This is a genomic window from Photobacterium sp. DNB22_13_2 (genome assembly GCF_052873915.1).
Map to the genome: position 1 here is coordinate 102,781 of NZ_JBNNXU010000011.1, position 25,139 is coordinate 127,919.

Annotated in this window: 26 protein-coding genes; 18 read left to right on the top strand and 8 right to left on the bottom strand. The window is 49.0% G+C overall.

Features of this window, described 5'->3' with window-relative positions:
- Positions 1-39 precede the first annotated feature (39 nt).
- The 6 genes from ACVA58_RS16645 (at position 40) to ACVA58_RS16670 (ending at position 5,837) form a co-directional block, all read left to right on the top strand.
- Entirely contained in the window at positions 40-888 is an 849-nt protein-coding gene (locus ACVA58_RS16645; RefSeq protein WP_446511498.1) for an MIP/aquaporin family protein, read from the top strand.
- 101 nt (positions 889-989) lie between these two features.
- Positions 990-2,507, top strand: a complete 1,518-nt coding sequence (gene glpK, locus ACVA58_RS16650) for a glycerol kinase GlpK (RefSeq protein ID WP_446511499.1) — start codon at positions 990-992, stop codon at positions 2,505-2,507.
- Between the two features lie 214 nt (positions 2,508-2,721).
- Positions 2,722-3,729 (top strand): class II fructose-bisphosphatase, encoded by a 1,008-nt coding sequence (gene glpX, locus ACVA58_RS16655; RefSeq protein ID WP_446511500.1) that lies wholly within the window; start codon positions 2,722-2,724, stop codon positions 3,727-3,729.
- Positions 3,730-3,918: 189 nt separating this feature from the next.
- Positions 3,919-4,536: a helix-turn-helix transcriptional regulator gene (locus tag ACVA58_RS16660; RefSeq protein WP_446511557.1), complete on the top strand. Its 618-nt coding sequence runs from the start codon at positions 3,919-3,921 to the stop codon at positions 4,534-4,536.
- 13 nt (positions 4,537-4,549) lie between these two features.
- Positions 4,550-5,293, top strand: coding sequence for a ferredoxin--NADP reductase (locus ACVA58_RS16665; protein WP_446511501.1), 744 nt, complete (start codon positions 4,550-4,552; stop codon positions 5,291-5,293).
- Positions 5,294-5,501: 208 nt separating this feature from the next.
- Positions 5,502-5,837 carry a DUF3135 domain-containing protein gene (locus tag ACVA58_RS16670; RefSeq protein WP_446511502.1) on the top strand — a complete coding sequence of 112 codons (336 nt, stop codon included), beginning with the start codon at positions 5,502-5,504 and terminating at the stop codon, positions 5,835-5,837.
- Here ACVA58_RS16670 and ACVA58_RS16675 read toward each other — a convergent pair.
- Positions 5,834-6,181 (bottom strand): 5-carboxymethyl-2-hydroxymuconate Delta-isomerase, encoded by a 348-nt coding sequence (locus ACVA58_RS16675; RefSeq protein ID WP_446511503.1) that lies wholly within the window; start codon positions 6,179-6,181, stop codon positions 5,834-5,836. The genes ACVA58_RS16670 and ACVA58_RS16675 overlap by 4 nt on opposite strands.
- Positions 6,182-6,629: 448 nt before the next feature.
- Between ACVA58_RS16675 and tpiA the strand changes: the two genes are divergently transcribed.
- Entirely contained in the window at positions 6,630-7,400 is a 771-nt protein-coding gene (gene tpiA, locus ACVA58_RS16680) for a triose-phosphate isomerase (RefSeq protein ID WP_446511504.1), read from the top strand.
- 140 nt (positions 7,401-7,540) lie between these two features.
- Here tpiA and pfkA read toward each other — a convergent pair whose 3' ends face one another.
- Both pfkA and ACVA58_RS16690 read right to left on the bottom strand, forming a co-directional pair.
- On the bottom strand, positions 7,541-8,503 hold the full coding sequence (gene pfkA, locus ACVA58_RS16685) for a 6-phosphofructokinase (protein ID WP_446511505.1): 963 nt from the start codon (positions 8,501-8,503) through the stop codon (positions 7,541-7,543).
- A gap of 563 nt (positions 8,504-9,066) precedes the next feature.
- Entirely contained in the window at positions 9,067-9,570 is a 504-nt protein-coding gene (locus ACVA58_RS16690; RefSeq protein ID WP_446511506.1) for a CpxP family protein, read from the bottom strand.
- A gap of 189 nt (positions 9,571-9,759) precedes the next feature.
- Between ACVA58_RS16690 and ACVA58_RS16695 the strand changes: the two genes are divergently transcribed.
- The 3 genes from ACVA58_RS16695 (at position 9,760) to trmL (ending at position 12,395) form a co-directional block, all read left to right on the top strand.
- A complete protein-coding gene (locus ACVA58_RS16695; protein WP_446511507.1) occupies positions 9,760-10,452 on the top strand; it encodes a response regulator in 693 nt (230 codons plus the stop codon).
- Entirely contained in the window at positions 10,452-11,813 is a 1,362-nt protein-coding gene (cpxA, locus tag ACVA58_RS16700) for an envelope stress sensor histidine kinase CpxA (RefSeq protein WP_446511508.1), read from the top strand. The genes ACVA58_RS16695 and cpxA overlap by 1 nt, the downstream gene beginning before the upstream one ends.
- Positions 11,814-11,930: 117 nt before the next feature.
- On the top strand, positions 11,931-12,395 hold the full coding sequence (trmL, locus tag ACVA58_RS16705) for a tRNA (uridine(34)/cytosine(34)/5-carboxymethylaminomethyluridine(34)-2'-O)-methyltransferase TrmL (RefSeq protein ID WP_446511509.1): 465 nt from the start codon (positions 11,931-11,933) through the stop codon (positions 12,393-12,395).
- 163 nt (positions 12,396-12,558) lie between these two features.
- Here the strand turns inward: trmL and cysE are convergent, their stop codons facing one another.
- The 4 genes from cysE to ACVA58_RS16725 form a co-directional block, all read right to left on the bottom strand.
- Entirely contained in the window at positions 12,559-13,380 is an 822-nt protein-coding gene (gene cysE / locus ACVA58_RS16710; RefSeq protein WP_446511558.1) for a serine O-acetyltransferase, read from the bottom strand.
- 135 nt (positions 13,381-13,515) lie between these two features.
- On the bottom strand, positions 13,516-14,532 hold the full coding sequence (gene gpsA, locus ACVA58_RS16715) for an NAD(P)H-dependent glycerol-3-phosphate dehydrogenase (RefSeq protein ID WP_446511510.1): 1,017 nt from the start codon (positions 14,530-14,532) through the stop codon (positions 13,516-13,518).
- A 17-nt stretch (positions 14,533-14,549) separates the two neighbouring features.
- A complete protein-coding gene (gene secB, locus ACVA58_RS16720) occupies positions 14,550-15,020 on the bottom strand; it encodes a protein-export chaperone SecB (protein ID WP_446511511.1) in 471 nt (156 codons plus the stop codon).
- A 130-nt stretch (positions 15,021-15,150) separates the two neighbouring features.
- Positions 15,151-15,600: a rhodanese-like domain-containing protein gene (locus tag ACVA58_RS16725; RefSeq protein ID WP_446511512.1), complete on the bottom strand. Its 450-nt coding sequence runs from the start codon at positions 15,598-15,600 to the stop codon at positions 15,151-15,153.
- A gap of 422 nt (positions 15,601-16,022) precedes the next feature.
- Here ACVA58_RS16725 and gpmM point away from each other — a divergent pair, with 422 nt between their 5' ends.
- From gpmM to ACVA58_RS16740, 3 genes are read left to right on the top strand one after another with little or no spacing between them, the layout of a single operon-like run.
- Positions 16,023-17,564, top strand: coding sequence for a 2,3-bisphosphoglycerate-independent phosphoglycerate mutase (gene gpmM, locus ACVA58_RS16730; protein WP_446511513.1), 1,542 nt, complete (start codon positions 16,023-16,025; stop codon positions 17,562-17,564).
- An 8-nt stretch (positions 17,565-17,572) separates the two neighbouring features.
- Positions 17,573-18,727 carry a peptidoglycan DD-metalloendopeptidase family protein gene (locus ACVA58_RS16735; RefSeq protein WP_446511514.1) on the top strand — a complete coding sequence of 385 codons (1,155 nt, stop codon included), beginning with the start codon at positions 17,573-17,575 and terminating at the stop codon, positions 18,725-18,727.
- Between the two features lie 46 nt (positions 18,728-18,773).
- Complete coding sequence (locus ACVA58_RS16740) at positions 18,774-19,514, top strand: divergent polysaccharide deacetylase family protein (RefSeq protein WP_446511515.1); 741 nt, start codon at positions 18,774-18,776, stop codon at positions 19,512-19,514.
- On the opposite strand, the gene ACVA58_RS16745 is transcribed toward ACVA58_RS16740, so the two are convergent.
- Entirely contained in the window at positions 19,511-20,155 is a 645-nt protein-coding gene (locus ACVA58_RS16745) for a TetR/AcrR family transcriptional regulator (RefSeq protein ID WP_446511516.1), read from the bottom strand. The genes ACVA58_RS16740 and ACVA58_RS16745 overlap by 4 nt on opposite strands.
- 112 nt (positions 20,156-20,267) lie before the next feature.
- On the opposite strand from ACVA58_RS16745, the gene rfaD reads away from it, so the two are divergent.
- From rfaD to ACVA58_RS16770, 5 genes are read left to right on the top strand one after another with little or no spacing between them, the layout of a single operon-like run.
- Positions 20,268-21,224 (top strand): ADP-glyceromanno-heptose 6-epimerase, encoded by a 957-nt coding sequence (gene rfaD, locus ACVA58_RS16750; RefSeq protein ID WP_446511517.1) that lies wholly within the window; start codon positions 20,268-20,270, stop codon positions 21,222-21,224.
- Complete coding sequence (gene lpxM / locus ACVA58_RS16755; protein WP_446511518.1) at positions 21,225-22,175, top strand: lauroyl-Kdo(2)-lipid IV(A) myristoyltransferase; 951 nt, start codon at positions 21,225-21,227, stop codon at positions 22,173-22,175.
- 20 nt (positions 22,176-22,195) lie between these two features.
- Positions 22,196-23,419: an O-antigen ligase family protein gene (locus tag ACVA58_RS16760; RefSeq protein WP_446511519.1), complete on the top strand. Its 1,224-nt coding sequence runs from the start codon at positions 22,196-22,198 to the stop codon at positions 23,417-23,419.
- Positions 23,400-24,239 (top strand): glycosyltransferase family 2 protein, encoded by an 840-nt coding sequence (locus ACVA58_RS16765; RefSeq protein WP_446511520.1) that lies wholly within the window; start codon positions 23,400-23,402, stop codon positions 24,237-24,239. Before ACVA58_RS16760 ends, ACVA58_RS16765 begins: the two co-directional genes overlap by 20 nt.
- A 31-nt stretch (positions 24,240-24,270) precedes the next feature.
- Positions 24,271-25,092: a hypothetical protein gene (locus ACVA58_RS16770; protein ID WP_446511521.1), complete on the top strand. Its 822-nt coding sequence runs from the start codon at positions 24,271-24,273 to the stop codon at positions 25,090-25,092.
- The last annotated feature ends 47 nt before the right edge of the window (positions 25,093-25,139 follow it).

A 25,139-nucleotide genomic window follows, 5' to 3' on the forward strand; every position in this document is an offset into this window, starting at 1 on the left:
TAGCTATACCCCTACGACATTAGACAAAAGGACTGAACAATGACTACCCAAAAACAACATACCCTGCTCGGCGAATGCCTGGCCGAGTTCATTGGTACTGGGCTGCTGATCTTCTTTGGCGTCGGTTGTGTTGCCGCACTGGTACTAACCGGAGCCGAATTTGGCCAGTGGGAGATTAGTATCATGTGGGGCCTTGGCGTTGCCATCGCTATCTATTGTACCGCCGGCGTATCCGGTGCCCATATCAATCCAGCCGTAACCATTGCCCTTGCCCTTTTTCACGGCTTCGACAAGCGCAAAGTCTTACCTTACATCGCCGCACAGATGCTTGGGGCTTTCTGTACAGCAGCATTGATCTACGGCTTATACAGCAACCTGTTTGTTGAGTTCGAAACCGCCAACGGTATTGTCCGAGGCAGCGAAGCGAGCTTGGCGACTGCTGGTATTTTCTCAACCTACCCGCATGCCGCACTGTCATTTGTCGGCGCATTTGCGGTGGAGTTTGTGATCACCGCCGTATTGATGTTTGCCATCCTAGCCATTGGTGATGAGAAGAATGGTGCCCCTCGCGGTGCAATGGGACCACTGCTTATCGGTATTTTGATTGCCGTTATTGGTGGCTCACTGGGTCCACTGACTGGCTTTGCCATGAACCCAGCGCGTGACTTCGGACCTAAATTCTTCGCCTTCTTGGCTGGCTGGGGCGATATGGCCCTGACTGGTGGTAAAGATATCCCATACATGATTGTGCCTATCCTGGCACCAATCATGGGTGCCGCATTCGGTGGCTGGCTATACCCTAAAGCTATCGGCACCTACTTGCCGGGCAATCGCTGCACCCTGCCAAACCAGTGCGAAGAAACTGGCGAAGAAGCGGCGAACGCCTAGAAAAGGATTAAACCCTAGAACATCATCGGCCTGCCCCGCACAGGCCGATCAGAACACCACACTCTACTACCCTTATATAATGACAATGAGAGGAAACCGTTATGACTACTGAGCAAAAGTACATTGTTGCGCTGGATCAGGGTACGACCAGCTCCCGTGCCGTGGTGCTTGATCACAACGCCAACATTGTGTGCTCGTCACAGCGTGAATTCACCCAAATTTATCCAAAGGCTGGATGGGTCGAGCACGATCCCCTAGAAATCTATGCCACCCAAAGCTCGACGCTGGTTGAAACATTGGCCAAGGCAGGGATCCGCTCCGATCAAGTTGCTGGTATCGGTATTACCAACCAGCGCGAAACCACCATTGTCTGGGACAAGAATACAGGTAAACCTGTTTACAACGCGATTGTCTGGCAGTGCCGCCGTACAGCAGATACGTGTGAAGAACTGAAAAAAGCCGGTTTTGAAGAATACATCCGCGAAAACACCGGTTTAGTTGTCGACCCATACTTCTCGGGCACCAAAATCAAGTGGATCCTCGACAATGTCGAAGGGGCCCGCGAAGAAGCCGAAGCCGGTAACCTATTGTTCGGTACCGTTGATACATGGCTGATTTGGAAGATGACCCAAGGACGCGTTCACGTTACCGACTTCACCAATGCCTCCCGTACCATGGTGTTCAACATCAATACCCTTCAGTGGGATGAAAAACTGCTTAAAGCACTGGATATCCCGCTCTCAATGATGCCGGAAGTGAAGTCGTCGTCTGAAGTGTACGGTAAGACCAACATTGGTGGTAAGGGCGGTACCCGTATCCCAATCGCTGGCATCGCTGGTGACCAGCAAGCAGCACTGTTCGGCCAGATGTGTGTCGAACCTGGTCAGGCGAAAAACACTTACGGCACAGGGTGCTTCCTGCTAATGAATACCGGCAAGGAAAAAGTTACCTCACATAACGGCCTATTGACCACCCTGGCTTGTGGCCCGAAAGGTGAAGTGGCTTATGCCTTGGAAGGAGCTGTCTTTATGGGCGGCGCATCCATCCAGTGGCTACGTGACGAAGTGAAATTGATTGGCGATGCCGGGGATTCCGAATACTTTGCCGAGAAAGTCGGCAGTGCCAATGGTGTCTATGTGGTACCGGCCTTCACCGGCCTTGGTGCGCCATACTGGGACCCATATGCCCGTGGTGCTATTGTCGGCTTGACCCGCGGTGTGAACAGCAACCACATCATCCGTGCAACGCTGGAAAGTGTGGCTTACCAGACCCGTGACGTACTGGATGCGATGCAGGCTGACTCTGGCATCAAGCTAGCGACTCTGCGTGTTGATGGTGGTGCTGTTGCCAACAACTTCTTGATGCAGTTCCAATCAGACATTCTGGATACCGAGGTACACCGCCCTGTGGTTACCGAGGTGACGGCACTAGGCTCAGCCTACCTGGCAGGTCTAGCTGTTGGCTTCTGGGGCAGCATTGATGAACTGAAGAACAAAGCGGTATTGGACCGTAAGTTCATCGCCTGCAGCGACGAAGGCAAGCGTAGCCGCCGTTACAACGGTTGGAAGCGTGCTGTCGAGTGTGCTAAGGGCTGGGCGGTTGATGGCGACGATATCTAAGACGTAAGCCCAACCTTAGCGTTACCCTTGGTTCCCCATTAAGGCCTGCGAAAGCAGGCCTTTTTTCGTCCATTGGTAGTGAAATAGCAAGAAATAAACATTTTTGCGCTAACGCAAACGTTTCCTTGCAAGCTGTGTTAAAATCGCCGCCAGATTTATTCTGGGCCTGTAGCCTACAGGCCCTAGCCCACTGATTTCTATTTCTGGAGTTACCATGAAACGCGATTTGGCGATGGCATTTTCCCGTGTCACTGAAGGTGCAGCACTTGCAGGCTATAAATGGCTAGGCCGTGGCGATAAAATTGCAGCGGACAACGCTGCCGTTGAGGTTATGCGTACGCTGTTGAACCAAACAGAAATCGAAGGTGAAATTGTTATCGGTGAAGGTGAAATCGATGAAGCGCCTATGCTTTTCATCGGTGAAAAAGTCGGTACAGGCGGCGATGCTGTGGATATTGCGGTAGACCCAATCGAAGGTACCCGCATGACAGCCATGGGCCAGAACAACGCATTGGCTGTTTTGGCAGCAGGCGAAAAAGGCTCATTCCTAAAAGCACCTGATATGTACATGGAAAAACTGGTTGTCGGCCCTGCTGCTAAAGGCGTGATTGATCTGGCTAAACCACTGACTGAGAACTTAGAGAACATCGCAGCAGCACTAGGTAAAACCCTTGATACACTGGTCGTGACCACGCTGGCGAAACCTCGTCACGATGGCATTATTGCTGAAATGCAAGCCATGGGTGTACGTGTGTTTGCCTTCCCTGATGGTGATGTCGCAGCCTCAATCCTGACTTGTATGCCTGATAGTGAAGTCGATGTGATGTACTGCATCGGTGGTGCACCTGAAGGTGTTGTTTCTGCTGCAGCAATTCGTGCGCTTGGCGGTGACATGCACGGTCGCCTGCTTCCTCGTCACGAAGTAAAAGGCGATACCGAAGAAAACCGCAAACACGGCCAGATGGAAATCGACCGCTGCGGCGAAATGGGCATTAAGACAAACACGGTACTGTGCATGGAAGACATGGCACGTAGCGATAATGTCATCTTTGCCGGTACAGGCATCACCAAGGGGGATCTGCTGGAAGGGATCAGCCGCCAGGGCAATATTGCCACGACAGAAACCCTGTTGATCCGCGGTAAGTGCCGTACTATCCGCCGTATCAAGTCGACTCACTACTTGGATCGCAAAGACGACGCGATCAAGGGTCACATCCTGTAATATCGACCCATCGGTTAGATTCTCTAGCGCGCCATCCGGCGCGCTTTTTTATCGCTACGGTTTTGGCTTCTCCTCCACAATCCTCTCCCCCTACCTCTTCCCCCTGCACCGCTTACTTTGTAAAGTTGTTGCTTTATTTAGAAAGCTGGCTACATAATTAACTATGCCAATTTGTTTCCAAAGGTGACTATGAAAACCATCGACAAAATACTCTATCGGATGAAACGCGAAGGCCCAGTCACCGCCAAGATCCTTGCCGAAGATTTCCAGCTCACCACCATGGGGGTACGACAACACCTGCAGGGACTGGAAGAAGAAGGCTTGGTCGACTTCGAAGACATCAAGGCCAAAGTCGGCAGACCGACCCGACACTGGCACCTGACTCAAAAGGGACATCGACGTTTTGCCGACCGTCATGGCGATCTTATTATTCAAATGCTTGATTCTGTTGAGGAGTTGTTTGGCCAAGATGGGCTAAGCAAGGTGGTCGATCGGCGGGAGGATCAAACCTTTGAACAATACCAAGCCCAGCTGGCCGGGGTAGAAAATATCGCAGAAAAACTGCAGATCCTTACTACACTCAGGGAGCGGGAGGGTTATATGGCCGAACTTCACCAGGATGGCGAAGATTTCGTGCTGATCGAAAATCATTGCCCTATCTGCCACGCAGCTCAACGTTGCCCATCACTTTGCCAGTCCGAACTGGCCGTTTTCCAACGCTTGCTAGGCAACGAATACCAGGTTAACAGACAGGAACACATCATTGCCGGAGAAAGGCGCTGCGCGTATCGAATAATAAAATCATAACGAGGAGAACATTATGGCTGACTGGATCCCTGCGAAAGTCATCAATAACCGACATTGGAACAATGACTTGTTCAGCCTTGTGCTGCAAGCCAACATCGAGCCGTTCAAAGCCGGCCAGTTTACCAAGCTGGGACTGGAGATTGATGGCAAAATGATCCAACGTGCCTACTCTTTCGTTAATCCCCCTTCGACCGATCAAATCGAAGTCTATGCAACCCGGGTTGCTGATGGCTTGCTGTCACCGAGGCTCCACGCCCTTGAACCGGGTCAGGAAGTCTTCATTTCTGCCCGTGCCAACGGCTATTTCACTCTGGACGAAGTCCCCGATGCCGAGCAGCTTTGGCTTTTGGCGACCGGTACCGCCATCGGGCCATACCTTTCTATCTTGCGCGAACCATCGTCCTGGAAGCGGTTTCGTAAAATTGTCCTGGTTCATGCGGTACGTTTTTCGGCTGATCTCAGCTACCAGGCCGAAATCAATGCCCTCAAAGAGCGCTATCCTGAACAGCTGATTGTTCAGCCTTTCGTTAGCCGTGAGCCGGCTCCCCCCGCCCTGTCAGGCCGGATCCCACAAGCACTCGAAGACGGTATGCTAGAGCGCCATGTTGGCCTGTCACTCGCACCAGAGAAAAGTCAAATTATGCTGTGTGGCAATCCAGAAATGGTCCGGGAAACCAAAACGGTATTGGAGCAGAAAGGCTTCACCAAGAACCTTCGTCGCAAACCCGGTCAAATCACCATGGAGCACTACTGGTAAGCCGTAACCGTTACTCCTCAAACAAGCCCGGATCACCGGGCTTTTCGTTTCTCCTCTCTCCGTAAACCTCTCATTTGTCTCACTCCTGAGCCAACTGCCAGTCTTGCTGACAACTAACTTTATTGCATAGCAATCCTGCTGGTAGGTGCTAGTTCAGCCTTTGACCTGATGGGGTCTGGGATTAGCATTCGGGGATAGGGGGAGTAAGATGCAAACACTGCCACCGTTTGACGAATTGAAAGCCATGGCCGAAAACGAGCCGGAGAAACTCGAGGCTCTGCGTTTGGCAATGAGTGAGGAGCTCATCAGCAATGCCAGTGAACAGATGCAGCCACGGCTGCGGGCGCAGATGAGTCATATCAACCTGGTGATCGACAAGGGAAAAAACCCTAACCATACCAACATCCTGCTGATGGCCGAACTGCAGCAGCAACTCAAACGGTTTGCTCAGGTACTCAATGCCCCGGAAACCCTGACTGAGCATCAGGCTGACATCAAGCCTTTCTGCCGTCCGGGCTCACAGGATAAATCAGAGTCAGCCTAGCAGCTGACCTTTAGGAAGCAATCGCTGTCCATATCACGAATATCGATGGTCAGGCTATTGATGGTGCTGGCATGCTGCTCAAGCGCGGTCATCAAAGCCCGGGATAAATCGCGTTTCACCTCGGTACTTCGGCCCGAGAGCATCGTCAACTCGATATGGATAAAGGTATCGAGATCGCGATTCTCTCCTGCCAGCCAGTTATGGCACCGGTAGCTTCGCGACTTGACCGAATCCGGCTCGAAAATCCCGCACTCGAGCAAAATGGTGTGGAGATCATCGAGTAATCCCGAAATATTGACCCGCTCAACAACGGGTTCGGCGTACTCCATCACTAAGTTAGGCATTCGCTCCTCCTTGTGCTTTACACTTCACTTATTTTTGTTTGTCAAATCCATGTTTGGCATGGATTTATCCTAAAATAGCCATCAACCTTAGCGGATCTTATCCCACGAAGCCAAAGATACAGGCTATATTTCAGTCACGGATCACTGTCTTTTTTTTCCTCGCCATGGTGGGAATAGCACCAAGGTGAAAAAAATTCCCCCGTAGTGGTTCACTTTTGCCGGGGAAAAGGGTACAACCGAGCACAGATATGATTTCGGACAGGAAATTGATTTCCTAAGCTGTGGTAATGTTGGCGCTGCTAGCGATAACAGATAAAACCGCTAGCGGGCCTGTCAGATGATACTCTATAGCTTAGTATTCAGCGCCACTGATAACGGGCGACGACCCCGGAGCTGTCTATTAAGCTATTGAGTATTTTTTTAAGTCAATTTGATATGGAGAAAAGCTATGCGCCATCCTGTGGTTATGGGTAACTGGAAGCTTAACGGTAGCAAAGAAATGGTATCTAACCTTCTTAAGGGCCTTGATGCTGAACTTAAAGGCGTTGAAGGTGTAGACGTTGCCGTAGCTCCACCAGCTATGTACCTTGACCTAGCTGAGCAACTAATCAGCAAAGGTGAGAGCAAAATTATCCTTGGTGCACAGAACGTTGACGTTAACGCTAGCGGTGCATTCACTGGCGATACCTCTCCAGAGATGCTGAAAGACTTCGGTGCAAGCCACATCATCATCGGTCACTCTGAGCGTCGTGAATACCACAACGAATCAGACGAGTTTGTTGCCAAGAAATTCGCTTTCCTAAAAGAGCACGGCCTAACACCAGTACTATGTATCGGTGAGTCTGAAGCACAAAACGAAGCAGGCGAAACTGTTGCTGTTTGTGCTCGTCAAATCGATGCCGTGATCAACACCCAAGGTGTTGAAGCCCTAGAAGGCGCAATCATCGCTTACGAACCAATCTGGGCTATCGGTACCGGTAAAGCAGCGACAGCTGATGATGCACAGCGCATCCACGCTGCTATCCGTGCGCACATTGCAGAGAAAAGCGAAGACGTAGCTAAGAAAGTTGTGATCCAGTACGGCGGTTCTGTTAAGCCAGAAAACGCACAAGCTTACTTCGCACAGCCAGACATCGACGGCGCGCTAGTTGGCGGTGCTGCTCTGGACGCTAAAAGCTTTGCCGCTATTGCTAAAGCAGCTGCTGAAGCAAAAAAATAATCACCTCTTCTTTATCGAAGACTGGTTGATAAAAAAAGCTACCCAAGGGTAGCTTTTTTGTTGCCTGCCGCTCATCAATTCTAGAAATTTCGGCACAAAAAAACCGGCTGGTAGCCGGTTTTTTATTCAGGAATGACCCTTTAGAACAACTTGTCAGCCAATGCGTAAAGATCTTTACGTACTGGGCGTTTCATGTTCTCAATCGCGTCGATGATATCGTGGTGAACCATCTTCTCGTTCTGGATACCCACACAGCGACCGCCGTGGCCTTCCATCAGTAGATCTACCGCATACGCACCCATACGAGATGCCAAGATACGGTCAAATGCTGTTGGCTGGCCGCCACGTTGAATGTGGCCAAGTACAGTTGCACGCGTTTCACGACCGGTTTCATCTTCGATATACTTCGCCAGTTCGTTGGCATCGGTCATCAATTCGGTCAGTGCAATGATCGCGTGCTTCTTGCCTTTGTAGATCCCTTCTTTGATCTTCGCCAGCAGCTCTTCTTTGTTCAAGCCGGTTTCTGGTGTGATAATGTACTCACAGCCACCAGCAATCGCAGACATCAGCGTCAGATCACCACAGTGGCGGCCCATTACCTCAACAATAGAGATACGCTGGTGAGAAGAAGACGTATCACGCAGACGGTCAATCGCATCGATAACCGTGTTCAGCGCTGTAAGGTAACCGATCGTATAGTCAGTACCTGCAACATCGTTATCAATCGTACCTGGCAGACCGATACATGGGTAGCCCATTTCAGTCAGCTTCTTCGCACCCATGTACGAGCCGTCACCGCCGATAACAACCAGCGCGTCGATGCCGTGGATCTTAAGGTTTTCGATAGCCTGCTGACGTACTTTTTCTTCCTTGAACTCAGGAAAACGCGCAGAACCCAGGAATGTACCACCTTTATTGATGACATCTGATACGCTTGAGCGCGTCAGTTTTTCAATACGGTTCTGGTGCAGGCCCTGATAGCCGTCATACACACCGTATACTTCAACGCCTTCAGACAATGCTGCACGTACAACACCGCGAACCGCCGCGTTCATACCAGGTGCGTCACCACCACTGGTCAATACACCAATCTTCTTAATCATGGTTACCCTCTGACTTTGGGAAATGAAAATTCAAATCCGACATAAGCGGCCGAGGTTCCCCACTCGACCACAGGCCTTAAAGTGGCCCTGACTTATGTAAACTGTAACTTTCCTACTAATGTAGGAGTATTACAATTTTGATAAAAAAATTTGTTGATTCATATCACGATAGCCTGCAACTGCAGCATGGCGCGGAAACTATCGCCTCCTCATACACTATCGGAATATTTAAAACAGTTCGCCTCTAGGCTGGGGCCACGAGCAGTACACCGCTCGACCGCTATAACTCTACTTCTTCAGTATAACGGCTGGCACCAGAGCCTCCAGTTGTGCCGGGTGAGGATGATGACCGCGGGTGATTGTGAATTCATCCATGATAATCACACCAGACAGACGGCACTGGACTGGGCAACACCTCGCAGTATAGCTTTTTTATGACGAAAATTAATAACAAAATAATTCAAATTGATGATTTACAAAGCAGTACATCCAAGTGACTTGGGCATAAATAACAAAAAAGCCGCCAAGAGTGTTGGCGGCTTTTCTCTGTTTAATCAGCGCAATTAGTTAGATTGCTTGCGCTCCATGCGCTTTTCCATTTTCGCTTGGCACTTTTCACCGCGCTCGGCCTGAAGCTCCTGCAGTTTAGTTTTCTGCTCTGCGGTCAGCACTTGCATCATTTCATGGCGCTGCTTAAGCATAGAGACGCGACGTTCAACCTGCTGCTTGGACATTTCCTCAGCCAGAGCACGCACTTCTGCTTCATTGAAATCTTCGCTCAGGACAAGTTGCTGCATTTTCTGATGCTGCGCCTGCATTTCACTATGGCGCTCACCCATTTTGCCGCGCATATTGTCTTTGTTGGTCTGACGCAGCTCCTTGAGCTCTGTTTTCTGTGCATCGGTCAAATCTAACTGGCGGAACATACGGCTATCATCCATACCGCAACCGCCTTTGCCGCCGTGGCCGTTATGATGTTTGCCACCACCGTACGCCAGTGCAGAAGCAGAGCCTAGGGCTAGAGGAAGGGCAATTGCTAGAGCCATTGTTTTTTTGAAAGTCATCATTATGTTCTTCTCCAATAGTGGCTGCTGTTTCAGCGCCGTTTTCTGAGGTACGGTTATAGCTTACCCCCTGCAAGGTAAAGGGCTGTCTGACAAACGTAAAACTGCGTAAAGCTAAACCAATTTTACTTGGCTGCCCTACATTGATTAGGGATACTTACTCTATCGCTGTTGCTATTAAAGGTAGACACCATGGCCAAAATTTTGCTTGTTGATGATGATACTGAACTCACCTCTCTGCTTTCCGATATTCTCGATATGGAAGGATTCGAGGTTGTCGAAGCCAATAATGGCGAGCAAGGGTTAACCAAGGTGGACGACAGCATCGACCTGATCTTGCTGGATGTGATGATGCCAGTGATGAACGGGACAGAGATGTTGCGCCGACTGCGCGAAAAGCACGAAACACCGGTACTGATGCTGACAGCCAAGGGCGAAGAGATCGATCGCGTTCTCGGGCTGGAACTGGGTGCCGATGACTATATGCCCAAGCCGTTCAGTGACCGTGAACTGCTCGCCCGTATCCGTGCTATCTTGCGCCGCACCCAAAGCAAGAGCCCAACAACCAAGGCGGGGCCAGAATGCCTGACCTATCAAGACATCGAAATCTATCCGGGCCGTCAGGAGGTTCTGTGTCATGGGCATTCAATTGAAATGACCGGCACCGAGCTGGCATTACTAAGCTACTTCGTCCAGCACCCGGGGAAAATCATCGCCAAAAACGAACTCAGCCTCGAAGTGCTTGGCAAAAGGCTTGCACCATTTGACCGTGCTATCGATATGCATGTATCGAATCTACGCAAGAAACTCCCTGCTCGGGATGACGGTAAACCCTGGATCAAAACCTTGCGTGGCAAGGGTTACCTGCTAGTCGAGGACGTATAATGAAGTTGCCGCGCTTTTCCAGCCTGTATGGCCGCATCTTTGCGGTGTTTTGGCTCACCCTACTGATCGTGGTATTGACACTGCTGTTGCTACCCAATTTGGATCCCCGTACCCAGCACACGATCCCCCAACTACAGCAGGAACGATTCCAAGAATCAGCCGCCAGTATTTCCAGCCAGATTTCCCGTGATGGCGGTTCGCTGGAGAAGAAACTCAGCCGCTTTACCGACCATGACCGCCACAAGGGGTTCCAGCTCTACTTCACCACCTCTGATGGCGATATCATCTCTCCACGACGCAACAGCAAGGCGCTGCGTAATTTTATTACCATGGCCGACAGTCCCAAAGTGCCCAAGCAGAAACTCTATGGCCGCTGGATGATGGCCGGACCGTTCGAGGTCAAACACAAAGGCGACACCTTGCTGATGTACATCGGCCGGATAGTGAGGGAGCCGCCGCCGTTTTTCATCCAGATCCTAGATAAGCCTTTTCAATTATTGCTGCTGACCATGCTAGTCAGTACCCCGTTGCTACTCTGGCTAGCATGGGCAATTTCCCTGCCGGCACGCCGCTTACAAAATGCCGCAGAACGCGTAGCCAAGGGGGAGTTCGAAGCCGATCCCAAACTGGAGTCCGGCTCGAAAGAATTCAAGCAGGCAGGCGCCAGCTTCAACCAGATGGTCCATGCTATCAATCACATGATCAGCGGCCAGCAACGCCTACTGTCCGACATCAGCCATGAGCTTCGATCTCCGCTGACCCGGTTACGAATGGCTACCGCACTGGCTAAGCGTAAGCAAGGCGAGAGTAACGAGCTCACCCGCATCGATACAGAATCCGAGCGGCTGGAGACCATGATTAGCGAGTTGCTGGAATTGTCTCGGATGCAGGTCAATAGCCACGAGCAACGGGAACAAACCGATGCTGCCTCGCTATGGTATGACATGATGGAAGATGCCCGTTTCGAAGCCGAGCAATCTGGCAAGCAGTTGAGCTATACACCATTGGAAGAGTGGCCGCTGCACGGTAATCCCAACCTACTGATCAGTGCATTGGAAAACGTGGTCCGTAATGCCATCAAGTATGGTGATGATACGATCCAGATCCGTTTTGTGACTCAGGCGATGAGATTGTGCATCACGGTAGAGGATAACGGTGAGGGTGTACCCGATAGTGAACTGGGGGATATCTTCCGCCCGTTCTACCGTGTCTCGACCGCACGAGACCGCAGCAGTGGCGGCACCGGGCTGGGACTGGCGATCACTGAAAGTGCCATCCGCCAGCACAGCGGTACTATCAAAGCATCGCGCAGCACTCTGGGCGGCCTCAAGGTCACCATCACCCTCCCGCTTTCCCGCTAACCCCAATTCTACGCGCGGCCCTCACTGGGCCGCCGTATCTGCCATCATTCTCGCTGTCGTGCTTTTTGGCTGCCTTTTCCGCTACAATAGCGCTATTGTCACCACGGATTATCTACTATGTTTGATATCGCTCTTTACGAACCGGAGATCGCCCCGAATACCGGCAACATCATCCGCCTCTGTGCTAACTGTGGGGCCAACCTACACTTGATTGAGCCATTGGGCTTTGATTTGGAAGAGAAGAAGCTGCGTCGTGCCGGCTTGGATTACCATGACTTGGCGCACGTGCATCGCCATGCCAATTTCGACGCATTCCTTGCCTACATTGGCGAGCGTCGTATCTTCGCTTGTACCACCAAGACCACCAACTTCCATACCAATGCCGAGTTTCAGCAAGGCGATGTGCTACTGTTTGGCCCAGAGACTCGCGGCCTGCCAGCAGAGCTTATCGAAAGCCTACCACTGGAGCAGCGCTTGCGCATTCCTATGCACCCGGACAGCCGTAGTCTCAACCTGTCCAACGCCGCTGCAATCATCGGCTACGAAGCGTGGCGTCAATTGGGCTTCAAGGGCGCAATGTAATAAAGAGGCTAGAGGCTATTTAGAATTATTATCCAAAAAAAAAGCGAGAGGCTTCCTCTCGCTTTTTCTGTTTCTGGAAGGTGGGCTTATTGGCTTAAGAACATCATCAAACAATAAATTCTTGCTCTTCCTTGCGCCTCTAGCCCACCGCCTCTGGCCTGAGCTATATCCCATCACCAGCGGTAAACGTCTGGCTGGTACCGTTGAATTGCTGATCCATATCCATCGATGGCTTGGCGCTGCTCGGGCGGCCGACAATCTTGGCCGGTACGCCTGCGACGGTGGTGTGTGGCGGTACCGGATTAAGCACCACCGAGCAAGAGCCAATCTTGGCACCCTCGCCCACTTCGATGTTGCCCAAGATCTTAGCACCGGCTCCAATCATGACACCCTCACGGATTTTCGGATGGCGATCGCCCCCTTCCTTACCGGTACCACCCAAGGTGACATCCTGCAGAATAGAGACATCATTATCGATCACCGCTGTCTCACCAATCACGATCCCGGTGGCATGGTCAAACATGATCCCTTGGCCAATGCGCGCGGCAGGGTGGACATCCACCTGACAGGCGACCGAAATTTGGTTTTGTAAGTAAACCGCCAATGCCACACGTTTTTGCTTCCACAACCAGTTGGCCACTCGGTAGCCTTGCAAAGCATGAAAGCCTTTCAAATAGAGCAAAGGGATAGAAAACATCTCTACCGCCGGATCACGCTCAACCACAGCCCGGATATCACAAGCTGCAGCTTCGGTGATCAAACAATCGGCGGCAAAAGCCTCTTCTATCACTTCTCGTACTGCCATCGCTGGCATCGATGGCGTGGCCAATTTATTGGCCAGAATATAACTTAGCGCTGCCGCCAGATTATCGTGCTTGATAATGGTGGCATGGTAAAAGCTTGCAAGCATTGGCTCCTGCTCTGACTGCTCTCTCGCTTCCTGCTTTATTGCCTGCCAAACGGCATATTGTTGACATTCCCTCACATTACCCTCGGTTTCATTACGGTTGGTATCGGCTTGCTTTAACTTTAACGCGCCCTGAAAAAAAAACAACGCAGGCCTAAGAAGCCCGCGTTGTAATTTTAGTAAACAGAATGGAGGTGCATCGCTCCCAATCTGTTATTCGTCTTTTTTCTCGCGAGCCAGCAAATCTTTAGCCGCTTCACGGGCGTCTTTGCCCTGATAAAGCACCTGATAGATCTGCTCGGTGATCGGCATTTCGACCCCCAACCGCTGAGAAAGAACCCAGACTTCCTTGGTATTACGGTATCCCTCGACGACTTGACCGATATCATCTTGGGCTTGGTCAACGTCTTTACCTTGACCCAGCGCCAAACCAAAACGTCGGTTACGGGATTGGTTGTCGGTACAAGTCAGTACCAAGTCTCCAAGGCCTGCCATCCCCATAAAGGTTTCAGGCTGCGCCCCTAACGCCGCACCCAAACGTGACATTTCGGCCAAACCACGGGTGATCAATGCTGTACGGGCATTGGCGCCAAAGCCAATACCATCAGACATCCCCGCACCAATGGCAATCACGTTCTTGACCGCACCGCCAAGCTGCATACCGATAAAATCACTGTTGCTATAAACACGGAAGGTTTTGCTACAGTGAATTTTTCCCTGCAAATCGCGAACAAACTCGTCGTCCGGCGACGCCACAGAAATGGCTGTTGGCATACCTGCAGCAAGCTCTTTGGCAAACGTCGGGCCTGACAATACAGCCAGAGGAACCAACTCACCCAGCGCTTCAACAGCCACATCTTTAAGAAGACGCCCTGTTTCCGGCTCCAGTCCCTTGGTTGCCCAGCAGATGCGAGAATCATCACGCAAGTGCGGTTTGACATTACCTAATACCAAACCAAAGACATGGCTAGGTACCACCACCAATAGGTCACGGCTGGCCTTGACCGCCTGCTCCAAATCGGCAGTGACAATCAAGGAATCAGGAAAGGCTACACCCGGCAAAAAAGCCTCGTTGGCACGGTCTATTTCCAGCTGCGCCATATGTTCCGGCTCGTGGCCCCATAGGATCACATTGGCGCCATTACGGGCCAGTGAAATCGCCAAGGATGTACCGTACGAACCGGCACCCAGTACCGCCATGGAAATTGTTTGTTCAGAGCCTGGATTCATTATGTCCACCCTAAAGCTTAGGCTTCAGTGTTTTCTGGGTTAGCTTGAGATTGGTTCTGAAGGTAGTTCATGAACAATGCATCGAAGTTAACCGGCGCTAGGTTCAGTTGAGGGAAGGTACCCTTAACCACTAGGCTCGAAATTGTTTCACGTGCGTATGGGAATAGAATGTTCGGGCAGAATGCACCTAGGCAATGCGCAAGCTGAGGCGCTTCCATACCAGCAACAGAGAAAATACCGCCCTGCTGAACTTCACACAGGAACGCAGTCTCTTCTTCATTCTTAACAGTCACTGTCAAACGAAGAATAACTTCGAATACACCGTCACCCAGCTCACGGCTCTGCGTGTCTAGATCCAGTTTCACATCAGGGTTCCACTCTTTCTGGAACATCTGTGGCGAGTTTGGCGCTTCGAAAGAAACATCTTTCAGGAAGATACGCTGGATTTGAAAGTTCTGCTGTGCTTCAGTGTTTGCTGCTTCAGCCATGTTAGAGTCCTTTTTTCTCTCATGCTCACGAACGTGAGCCAATCAATACCGCAACCATGATGACTATCACAACTGCACAAAATTCAGTGTTATCCCACAACCCGACCTAGCGTGCAGTGGGACGGCAAAATTACTTTTTCGCCTTGCCTGATTTGCTACGGATCAATGGCAGGTTTGCCTCATTCCATGAAATCAGACCATCTTTAAGCAAGTTTACATTCTCGAAACCCGCTTTGCTCAGCAGGTTGGCACTCTCTTGCGCCGTTTGCCCTGTCTTACATACTACGATGATTGGGGCTTGCTTGAATTTTTCAAGATCTGCCAAGTTCTGTTCTTTAATTTGACTTGGCAAAATGTGAAGTGAGCCAGCAATATGGCCGCCGCGGTATTCATCACGACTGCGGATATCGACAAACACACCGTCTTCACGGTTGACCATTACAGTCGCTTCATTGGGAGTGACAATCTTATAGCCTGCCGTCTTTTGCTTGACGTAAGACGAAATGATAGCCACAACTAAGCCAACCCATACCAATGCCAAGATAGGGTTACTTGTTACAAAATCAATGTATTGTTGCATGATCTTCGCTCTATATTCCTAATATCAGCCTGCTGTAACCCAGGCCCAAGTCGACAAAATTTAAAGACCCCGAGTATACCCTCGACAGCCTAGTTGTACAGCAAGATGCAATAAATCCGCGCGGCGGCTCACTGGTCCTTGGCGCTCTCAGTATAAGCCTTAACTGCCTTGAGCATTATTGCAGCATAAGAAAAAGTAAAAAAACTGTGCTTCAGGACTTACACTTATCCTCAGAAATGAATATATTTCCGTAGGAAGATAACAATCTATTTACAGCATTGTTTGATCTTGACCTACAGTTTTCACCATAAACTGTAGTAAAATTACGTCCGCTACGATCAATCACCTTAGCCCTAGCATATTGAGGGCTAAGGTAATTGATCGATATTTCATTTCAGGTTTTCACATACGAGGGACAGCATATGTCTGCTAAGAAGCCATTGGCTTTAGTTATCCTAGATGGCTGGGGTTACCGCCAAGACAACGCCAACAACGCTATTGCTAACGCCAACACACCAGTTATCGATGGCCTGATGGCAAACGAGGCAAACACTCTGATCTCAGCATCAGGTATGGATGTTGGTCTACCTGATGGCCAGATGGGTAACTCTGAAGTAGGTCACACCAACATCGGTGCCGGCCGCATCGTTTACCAAGATCTTACTCGCATCACCAAGTCAATTGCTGATGGTGACTTCTTCGAAAACCCAGCACTAACTGGCGCTATCGATAAAGCTGTTAACGCAGGCAAAGCTGTACACATCATGGGCCTGATGTCTCCAGGTGGTGTTCACAGCCACGAAGACCACATCGCAGCAGCTGTTGAAATGGCAGCAAAGCGCGGCGCTGAAAAAATCTACCTACACTGCTTCCTAGACGGTCGTGACACTCCACCTCGTAGCGCACAGGCATCACTAGAGCGTTTCGACGCCCTGTTTGCTGAGCTAGGCAAAGGCCGAGTTGCTTCGCTAGTAGGTCGTTACTACGCAATGGACCGTGACAACAACTGGGATCGTGTTGAAGTTGCTTACAACCTGCTAACTGCAGCGAAAGCAAAATTCACCGTAGACTCTGCTGTTGAAGGTCTGGAAGCCGCTTACGCCCGTGATGAAAACGACGAATTTGTTAAAGCTACAGAAATCCGCGCTGAAGGCCAGGATGTTGCAGCAATGGAAGATGGCGATGCTGTTATCTTCATGAACTACCGTGCTGACCGTGCTCGCCAGATCACCCGTGCTTTCGAAGTGGATTTCGCAGGTTTCGAGCGTGCTCAATTCCCAGCACTTGCTGATGTTGTGATGCTGACTCAGTACGCGGCGGACATCAATCTACCTATCGCATACCCACCAGCGGATTTGGTTAACACCCTAGGTGAGTGGCTATCGAAAAAAGGCAAGAAGCAACTTCGTATCTCTGAAACAGAGAAATACGCGCACGTGACCTTCTTTTTCAACGGTGGTGTGGAAGACGAGTTCGACGGTGAAGAGCGCCGATTAGTGGCTTCACCAAAGGTAGCGACTTACGATCTTCAACCTGAAATGAGCGCACCTGAGCTAACTGACAAGCTGGTTACGGCTATTAAGAGCGGTGAGTTCGATACCATCATCTGTAACTACCCTAACCTTGATATGGTTGGCCACACTGGCGTTTATGACGCTGCAGTACAAGCAACCGAAGCGGTTGACGGCTGTATCGGCCGTGTCGTTGAAGCTATCCGTGAAATGGACGGTCAGCTGCTGATCACTGCCGACCACGGTAACGCAGAGATGATGGTCAACCCAGAAACAGGCGGCATTCATACTGCTCACACTAGCCTACCTGTACCGCTAGTGTACTTGGGTAACAAAGAGCTGACTCTTAAGGATAACGGTAAACTGTCTGACCTAGCACCAACAATGCTAGCCCTAACAGATATGGAAATCCCTGAAGAGATGACTGGTCAGGTGCTGTTTGATCTGAAATAATCTCCCCTATGCGGGAAGTTATCAGACACCTACACCAACGTCTTCGCGCCAGTGCATTTTGCACTGGCGTTTTCTTATGCCTGCTGTATAGCCCACAGAACTTGGCCAATGACGGCCAGCTCAAAGGGGTAAAACAGGAGATCTCCCGCCAGCAAGGCCAAGTCGCAGCGAATCGCAAAAAAGTCGACCAACTGCAAAAAAGCTTGCGCCAACAAGAAGTCGGCATCGCCGACACCGCCAAATCGATCCATCAGGCAGAAGTACGTTCCGCCGAACTCAACACCTCTATCCGTGAGCTAAGGCAACAGCTCGAGCAACTGCGTCAGCAACAGTTGGGTCAACAAGAACTGCTCAAAGAGCTACTCAACGCCCATTACAAACAAGGCAAACAAAGCCAGTTGGCACTGATGCTAAGCGGCGAAAATAGCAGCCAGCTCGATCGCTTTACCGTATATGCTGAGCGCCTCAGCCAAGCACGTAGCCATGCCCTCGATGAGCTGGCAGCGACCACCACCGAATTACAGCTCAAACAACACCGATTGGGTGAGCAACAAAACGAGCAACAGGCCTTACTGGCTAAGCTCAATGAACACAAGAGCAAGCTGGAAAGCGAACGTAGCCAACGGCAAAAAACCGTACGAAGCCTGCGTAGCCAATTGACGACCGACAATCAGTACCTGACAGAGCTTAAGCAAAACGAACAGCGCTTGGTCGAAGAAATTGCAAAAGCCAAAGCGGCTGCCGAAGCCGCGCGCCGGGCGCCAATGGATGGCTTAGCGAAACAGAAAGGCAAACTACCCTGGCCTATCAAAGGTAAGATCCTACATAACTATGGCACCAGCCAACAAGGTGAGTTGCACTGGAAGGGCATGGTGATCGCCCAGTCAGCCGGTAGTCCGGTGAAAGCTATCTATCCCGGAAAGGTCGTATTTGCCGACTGGTTGCGCGGATACGGTTTGGTACTGGCCGTCGACCATGGCAAAGGGGACATGAGCTTCTATGGCTACAATCAAACCTTGCTGAAAAAAGTGGGCGATACCGTACAGGCCAATGAGAATATTGCGTTGATTGGTGACAGTGGCGGGCAGGATCAGTCTTCGCTGTATTTTGAGATACGCCGTAAGGGCACACCGACTAACCCACGCAGTTGGCTGACAAGATAAAAGTAGCGTTTTCCATTCGTACCGAATAAGCAAAGGATAGCTTGTGGTGAAGAGTCGTATATTCGGGAAGTTGGCTGTTGGCCTTGCCCTTGTTTTAGCCAGTATTGGATCGCCCAGTATGGCCCTCGCGGCCAAACTGGCCATCGTCATCGATGATCTTGGCTATCAACCTATGCCTGCCGCCTTATCAGCGCTGCCGCCACAGATCAGTGTCTCCATCCTGCCAGATACGCCCTATGACAGAGCAACCAGCAAATTAGCCCAACAGCAGCAACGCGATGTCCTGCTTCATATGCCAATGGAGCCCCTACATCGGGCCCCGCTCGAGATGGCGACCCTGACCCGGCAGATGGATCGGCAAACCCTGCAACATGCCCTGCGCTGGGGATTAGAAAGAGTGCCTGAGGCCATCGCTGTCAACAACCACATGGGCAGCGCTCTGACCCAGAGCCCACAGGCAATGGGCTGGGTAATGGAAGTACTGTCAGAGCAGGGGTTATTTTTCTTAGATAGCCGCACTACCGCAAGATCGGTCGCGCTCAAACAAGCCAAACAACAGAATGTGCCCGCCCTGCGCCGCCATGTCTTCCTCGACCACCTCAGTACCGAGAAGTTCATCAATCAGCAACTTTCCCGCGCCGTCCATCAGGCCAAGAAAAATGGCTACGCGATAGCTATCGGCCACCCTTATCCAGTAACGCTTGATGTCTTGAGTCGAGCCCTACCTCTACTTGCAGGACAAGGGATCCAACTGGTCAGGTTATCCGATCTCGATCCGTCTTATTAAATATCTTTTTCAATCTGCTCGCGGTAGTGCGCTTTTAGTTGTAGTACCTGAGACTTACCCTCGGCGGTGGTCAACGGCCTAACGATGCCAAGAATGTGCAGCACACCTTGGTAAAGCACCGCTTTGGTGATCTTGGCACCTGGTGCCTGGGTGGTCTGATAGAAAACCCAGCTCGACGCAACAAGTTTGAGGGTCGTTGCCAGATTCTCCAGTTCATCTTGTTCGATATCCAACAGGCCACCCGCACGAAAGCTGGCCATCATCGCCATAATGTCCTTGTGCAAGCCTCCCTGTGCCGCAAGATACTTATGCTGGAGTTCAGGATCACGCTGCAAGATATCAGGTAAATTGGCGTAGAAAAAACGGTAGCGCCACATCAGCATAAATACCGAGTCGAGATATACTAACAAGTCATCAGCAGTTATATGCTTATTTTCAAGAGGTTGAAAGTGAACGCTGAGATCATGCGCGTATTGATCGAAAATACTGTGTATAATCTCTTCCTTATTACGGAAATGATAATACAGATTACCGGGGCTAATCCCTAAATGGGCAGCAATATGGTTAGTGGTAATATTCGGCTCACCGCTTTCGTTGAAAAGCTCCAGTGCAGCTAAGATAATTTTGTCACGGGTTTTCATTTGCTTCTCACTTCTCTGCCCAGATCATTTGGCAATCTGCTCATACTATCATAAACATAATCTATAACAGCGGGTCTAACCCTTGTTATCCACCTTACAGACTGGAAGAGCCATGATTATAGTAACTGGTGGTGCCGGTATGATCGGCAGCAACCTCATAAAAGCCCTTAATGAGCAAGGTCACAATGACATCCTAGTAGTCGACAACCTCAAAGACGGCACCAAATTTGCCAACTTAGTAGACTTGGATATTGCCGACTACATGGACAAAGACGACTTCATTACCCAGATCATGGCGGGTGACGACTTCGGCCCAATTGATGCCGTATTCCACCAGGGCGCCTGCTCATCCACCACCGAGTGGGACGGCAAGTACATGATGCTCAATAATTACGAATATTCCAAAGAGCTTCTGCATTACTGCCTCGAGCGTAATATCCCGTTCCTGTACGCCTCCTCTGCCGCAACCTACGGTGGCCGCGACCACGATTTTATCGAAGAACGTGAATACGAAGGGGCGCTTAATGTTTACGGCTACTCCAAGCAACTGTTCGACAACTATGTCCGCCGCCTATGGCAAGATGCCAAAGAGCATGGCGAGACCCTGTCGCAAATAACCGGCTTCCGTTACTTCAATGTCTACGGTCCCCGCGAGCAACACAAAGGCAGCATGGCCTCGGTCGCTTTCCACCTCAACAACCAGATCAACCAAGGCAGCAACCCGAAACTATTCGAGGGCTCCGATAGCCTCAAGCGAGATTTTGTCTTTGTCGGTGATGTTTGCAAGGTCAACCTGTGGTTCTGGCAAAATAGTGTCTCGGGGATCTACAACTGTGGTACCGGTAAGGCCGAACCTTTCAGTGAAGTCGCCAAGGCTGTGATCAAGCACCACGGCAAAGGGAAAGTTGAAGAAATACCTTTCCCTGATCACCTAAAAGGCCACTACCAAGCTTTTACCGAAGCCGACCTGACCAAATTGCGCGCTGCCGGTTACACCGACACCTTCAAGTCTGTCGCCGAGGGCGTGGCTGACTACATGGCAACCATCAACCAAGCACCAAAACACTAAATGACAAACCACTACGATAAAAAAGCCTACAACCCAGAATTCAGCTGGGCCTTCCTGCACCCCAAATATTGGGGAACTTGGCTGGCCGTCGCTTTCGCAGCTCTCTTGTGCCTGCTGCCACACCGAATCCGACGCGCCATGGCGAGTCTGTTTGCCAAACGTGCCGTGAAGTTCAAAAGCAAAGCCAACCGCCGCGCCCGGGTAAACCTACAAATGTGCTTCCCCGACAAAAGCGAGGAAGAGCGAGAGGCAATGCTGCTCGACAGCTACATTACCGCAGGCAGTTTCCTGATGGGCTTTGCCGCCTTGAGTGTACGCAACCGCCAGTGGCTGGAATACAACACGGTTGTTCGAGGCGAAGAACACCTAACAGCGTTGAAAGAAAATGGCGACAGTGCCATCTTACTCGTGCCTCATACCTGGGCCATTGATATTCCAGCGGTTTTGCTTGCATCGCGCGGATTGCCTGTTTCAGCGATGGCAAAAAAGCAGAAAAATATCGTCTCTGACTGGTTAATGCATAAACAGCGTGTACAATACGGCGGCCGTGTTTACGAGCGCAGTGGCGGGATCAAACCCTTTATCAAGTCTATCCGCGAAGGTTATTTAGGTTATTATTTGCCTGATGAGGACTTGGGCGCTGAACACAGTGTGTTTGTCGATTTTTTCGCCACCACTAAAGCGACAATTGCCGGGCTGGGCCGTCTGGCTAAATTGAGCCGGGCCAAAATCGTACCCTTGTACTCGATTTACAATAGCGAGACAGGTAAATACGAGATTGATATCTACCCACCGCTTTCTCCGTTTCCGCTGGACACCGAGGAGCAAGATGCCCGATTGATGAACCAGTGTATCGAGCAGTACGTCACCGAACGCCCTGAGCAGTACATGTGGATTTTACGTTTATTAAAAACCCGGCCGGAAGGCAGGAAAAATCCATACCGAGATTGATGTTATATATGCAAAAGAAGATGAAACTAGATAAAGACGTGTTAATCCACTCAATCATACTGTTGCCTCTTATTTGGTGCTTTAGCGGTGTTTTTGCCTTTGCCAATGGTGATAAAATTTTTAATGTGCTCGTGCCGTTAGCTGTCATTGCCCGCCTTTATTTTTTCGGGCACAAAGACATATTAACCAACATCAAAAAAAACAAGTTCCTGTGGCTGCTGTTGCTAAATTTATTGTTCTCAATTGTTGCTTACTTTACTTATGGTATTTCTTCTAATCGTTTAAGGATGTTGAGCCTAGGCTTTATATATCTGTCAATTCTTCCACCTAGTTACCTAAAAAGTATTTCATTTCGTAATCTGACTTGGACTGTATCTGGCAGTCTTATTTTATTTTTATTAATCCAATACTATTCAGATGTTTTGCTCTTTAGAACTGGTTGGTCTATTAACCCAATACGTATTGGTACTGTCAGTGCTTTTTTAGTTAATGCCAACCTATATTTAGCACTAAGTGAAAGTAACAAAAAGTTAAAATTAATTTCACTTGGATTTGCTGTTATTGCCTTTTTCCCATTACTTTTATCATTCTCTCGAGGACCTCTGCTAGCCTTTACCGCAGGCTTAATGGTTTTGTCATTTCGCGTTATCAATATAAAATCTATCGCGTTAAAACACGTATTCACCTCAATTCTAATTTTAGTCTCCATTACTATAACTTTAAAAGAGCCAATTCAACATCGAGTAAAAACAACTGTATGGGAAGTAAAACAAATCAATTCTGACAAGATGGATACATCAATAGGATTAAGGTTACAAATGTGGAAGGCTGGTTTAGAAATCATTCACTCTAACTGGCTGTTGGGTGTTGGTAATAACGGTCAACTAGAAATAAAGAGCCAAATGGTCAAAGATAAATTCATCACACCTAAAGCAGCAAATTTTGCACACTTCCATAACCAGTGGATTGATGATTTAGCAAAATATGGCATTTTTGGTCTTATCGGCACAATGTCACTCATCTTATACCCTCTTTTCGCTCCCAATAAAGAGAACAAAACACTGATATTGGTTTTGATTACCATATACTTAACTGTATGCTTAACTGATGTACCACTTGAAAGGTCTCACCCCTTAATTTTTTATATCTTCAGCACATTTTTGCTACTAAGAAGAAATGAAATTATAGAAGCTGTAACAATTAAAGATAAGAGTGTAAATAATAATGAAGTTTATAGTAATTAGTGCCGTCTATAATATGTCAGAACACCTTAAGCAGAATATAGACATATTAAAATCGCAGACTTACGAAAACTTCGAAGTGTATTTTGGGGATGACCTGTCTACAGATACTAGCTGTGACACTATTGAAGAAAACATTCTTGATGATGAACGATTTCACTTGATACGTCATCAACAAAAACTGTATTCAATGGGCAACATTGCTGAAACCATCAAACTCGCTCAACCTGATGACAATGATGTAATTGTCCTGATTGATGGCGACGACGCGCTTGCCGATGCGACGGTACTCGAATACTTAAAAAACACCTATGAACAAGAACAGTGCTTGATGACGTTTGGTTCTTATACTGTTAACGGAAAGCAAGGGGCTAACTGCTCCTCCTATCCGGATATTATCCCAAAACTGAATCTATTCCGGTATGTTAAATGGCGAGCTAATCATTTAAAAACATTCAAATACTCGTTATGGAAGCAGGTAAACCCAGCATCGCTAACCCTAACGAAAAAAGAAGTAAAACGAACGCTTAATTTCTATCTGTACACCGGCAGGATCAAAGCTTGGTTAGAGTGCAAAAAAATCAAGCATGAAGATTTAGTCACTGAAGATAAGCGATATGTAAGGCGATGCAGTGATAAGTACCTAACTTCACCTTTATTAGAAATGGCTGGGGAAAAGGCACATTATATAGATAAAGTACTCTATCATTATCTAGGCCCACAGGGACCGCATAATTTTGGTAGCAGTAACAAAAAATGGGCTCAGCGGTTACTACGTCAAGCCATAAGCTTAAAACCAAGGTACAAGAAAATAGATAATTAAGAGTAATGTTTGAATGACAGGGAATATAGAGATGCTAGATTCAGAACGAGTGGTCCTTAATCAGTCATTGATAGAGTACGCCTTCTTTGATTATAACAAACCTGTCGTAGTGTGCTTTAACCCTGCTGGAATGCTGCTCACCAAGAGGCAGATTAATGCAGGTAAGCATGCTTGGTGTTATCACTTTTTGGTCAAGCAACAAATTAATGTTGTCGCCATTAATACCGTCAATGACAATCACTGGTTTTCATGTTCTGAGCTAAAGGAGTATCTTAAGGGTATAGCTTCCCTGCTGCAAAAATTTCCAGAAAGATTAGGCTACGGCGTAAGCATGGGGGCATATGGGGTATCTTGCTTTGCATCATTGCTAAACCTTGACCGAGCTTTACTTTTTTCACCGTTGCTCCCTCCGGAGTCTGATCCTAGCCAACATTTTAGCAATATTAACAATACGCATTTTACTGTTGTTTACGACCCATTTAATGCCGAGGATAAAACAATTGCTTTGCGTTATCCTACACATACTCAATATCTTCATTTTTATGGTGTAGGACATCAAGTTATTGAATCTATTGCTAAGATTGAGTATTTAAAGAGCTTTTTTTTCGCCTTTTACAACAATGAATCATATCGAAAAGAGTTTTATTATCACCAACGAAAAAAACGTCAACTTGTTCGCTATTACAGCTACATGGATAGAAACCCAACAGGGAAGAATACTTTAAAACGTAAGCTCATCGTCAAAAAGCACAAGTTTATTTTCATGATAAATAATGTTGACCAGGTCTACATCAAAGTGCGCAACAGACTACTAAAGAGCATCAAAAAACAAACAACAAAATACAACATGTGATCGAATATACTCTATATACACTAAGCTCAATATAAATAGGGAGTCTC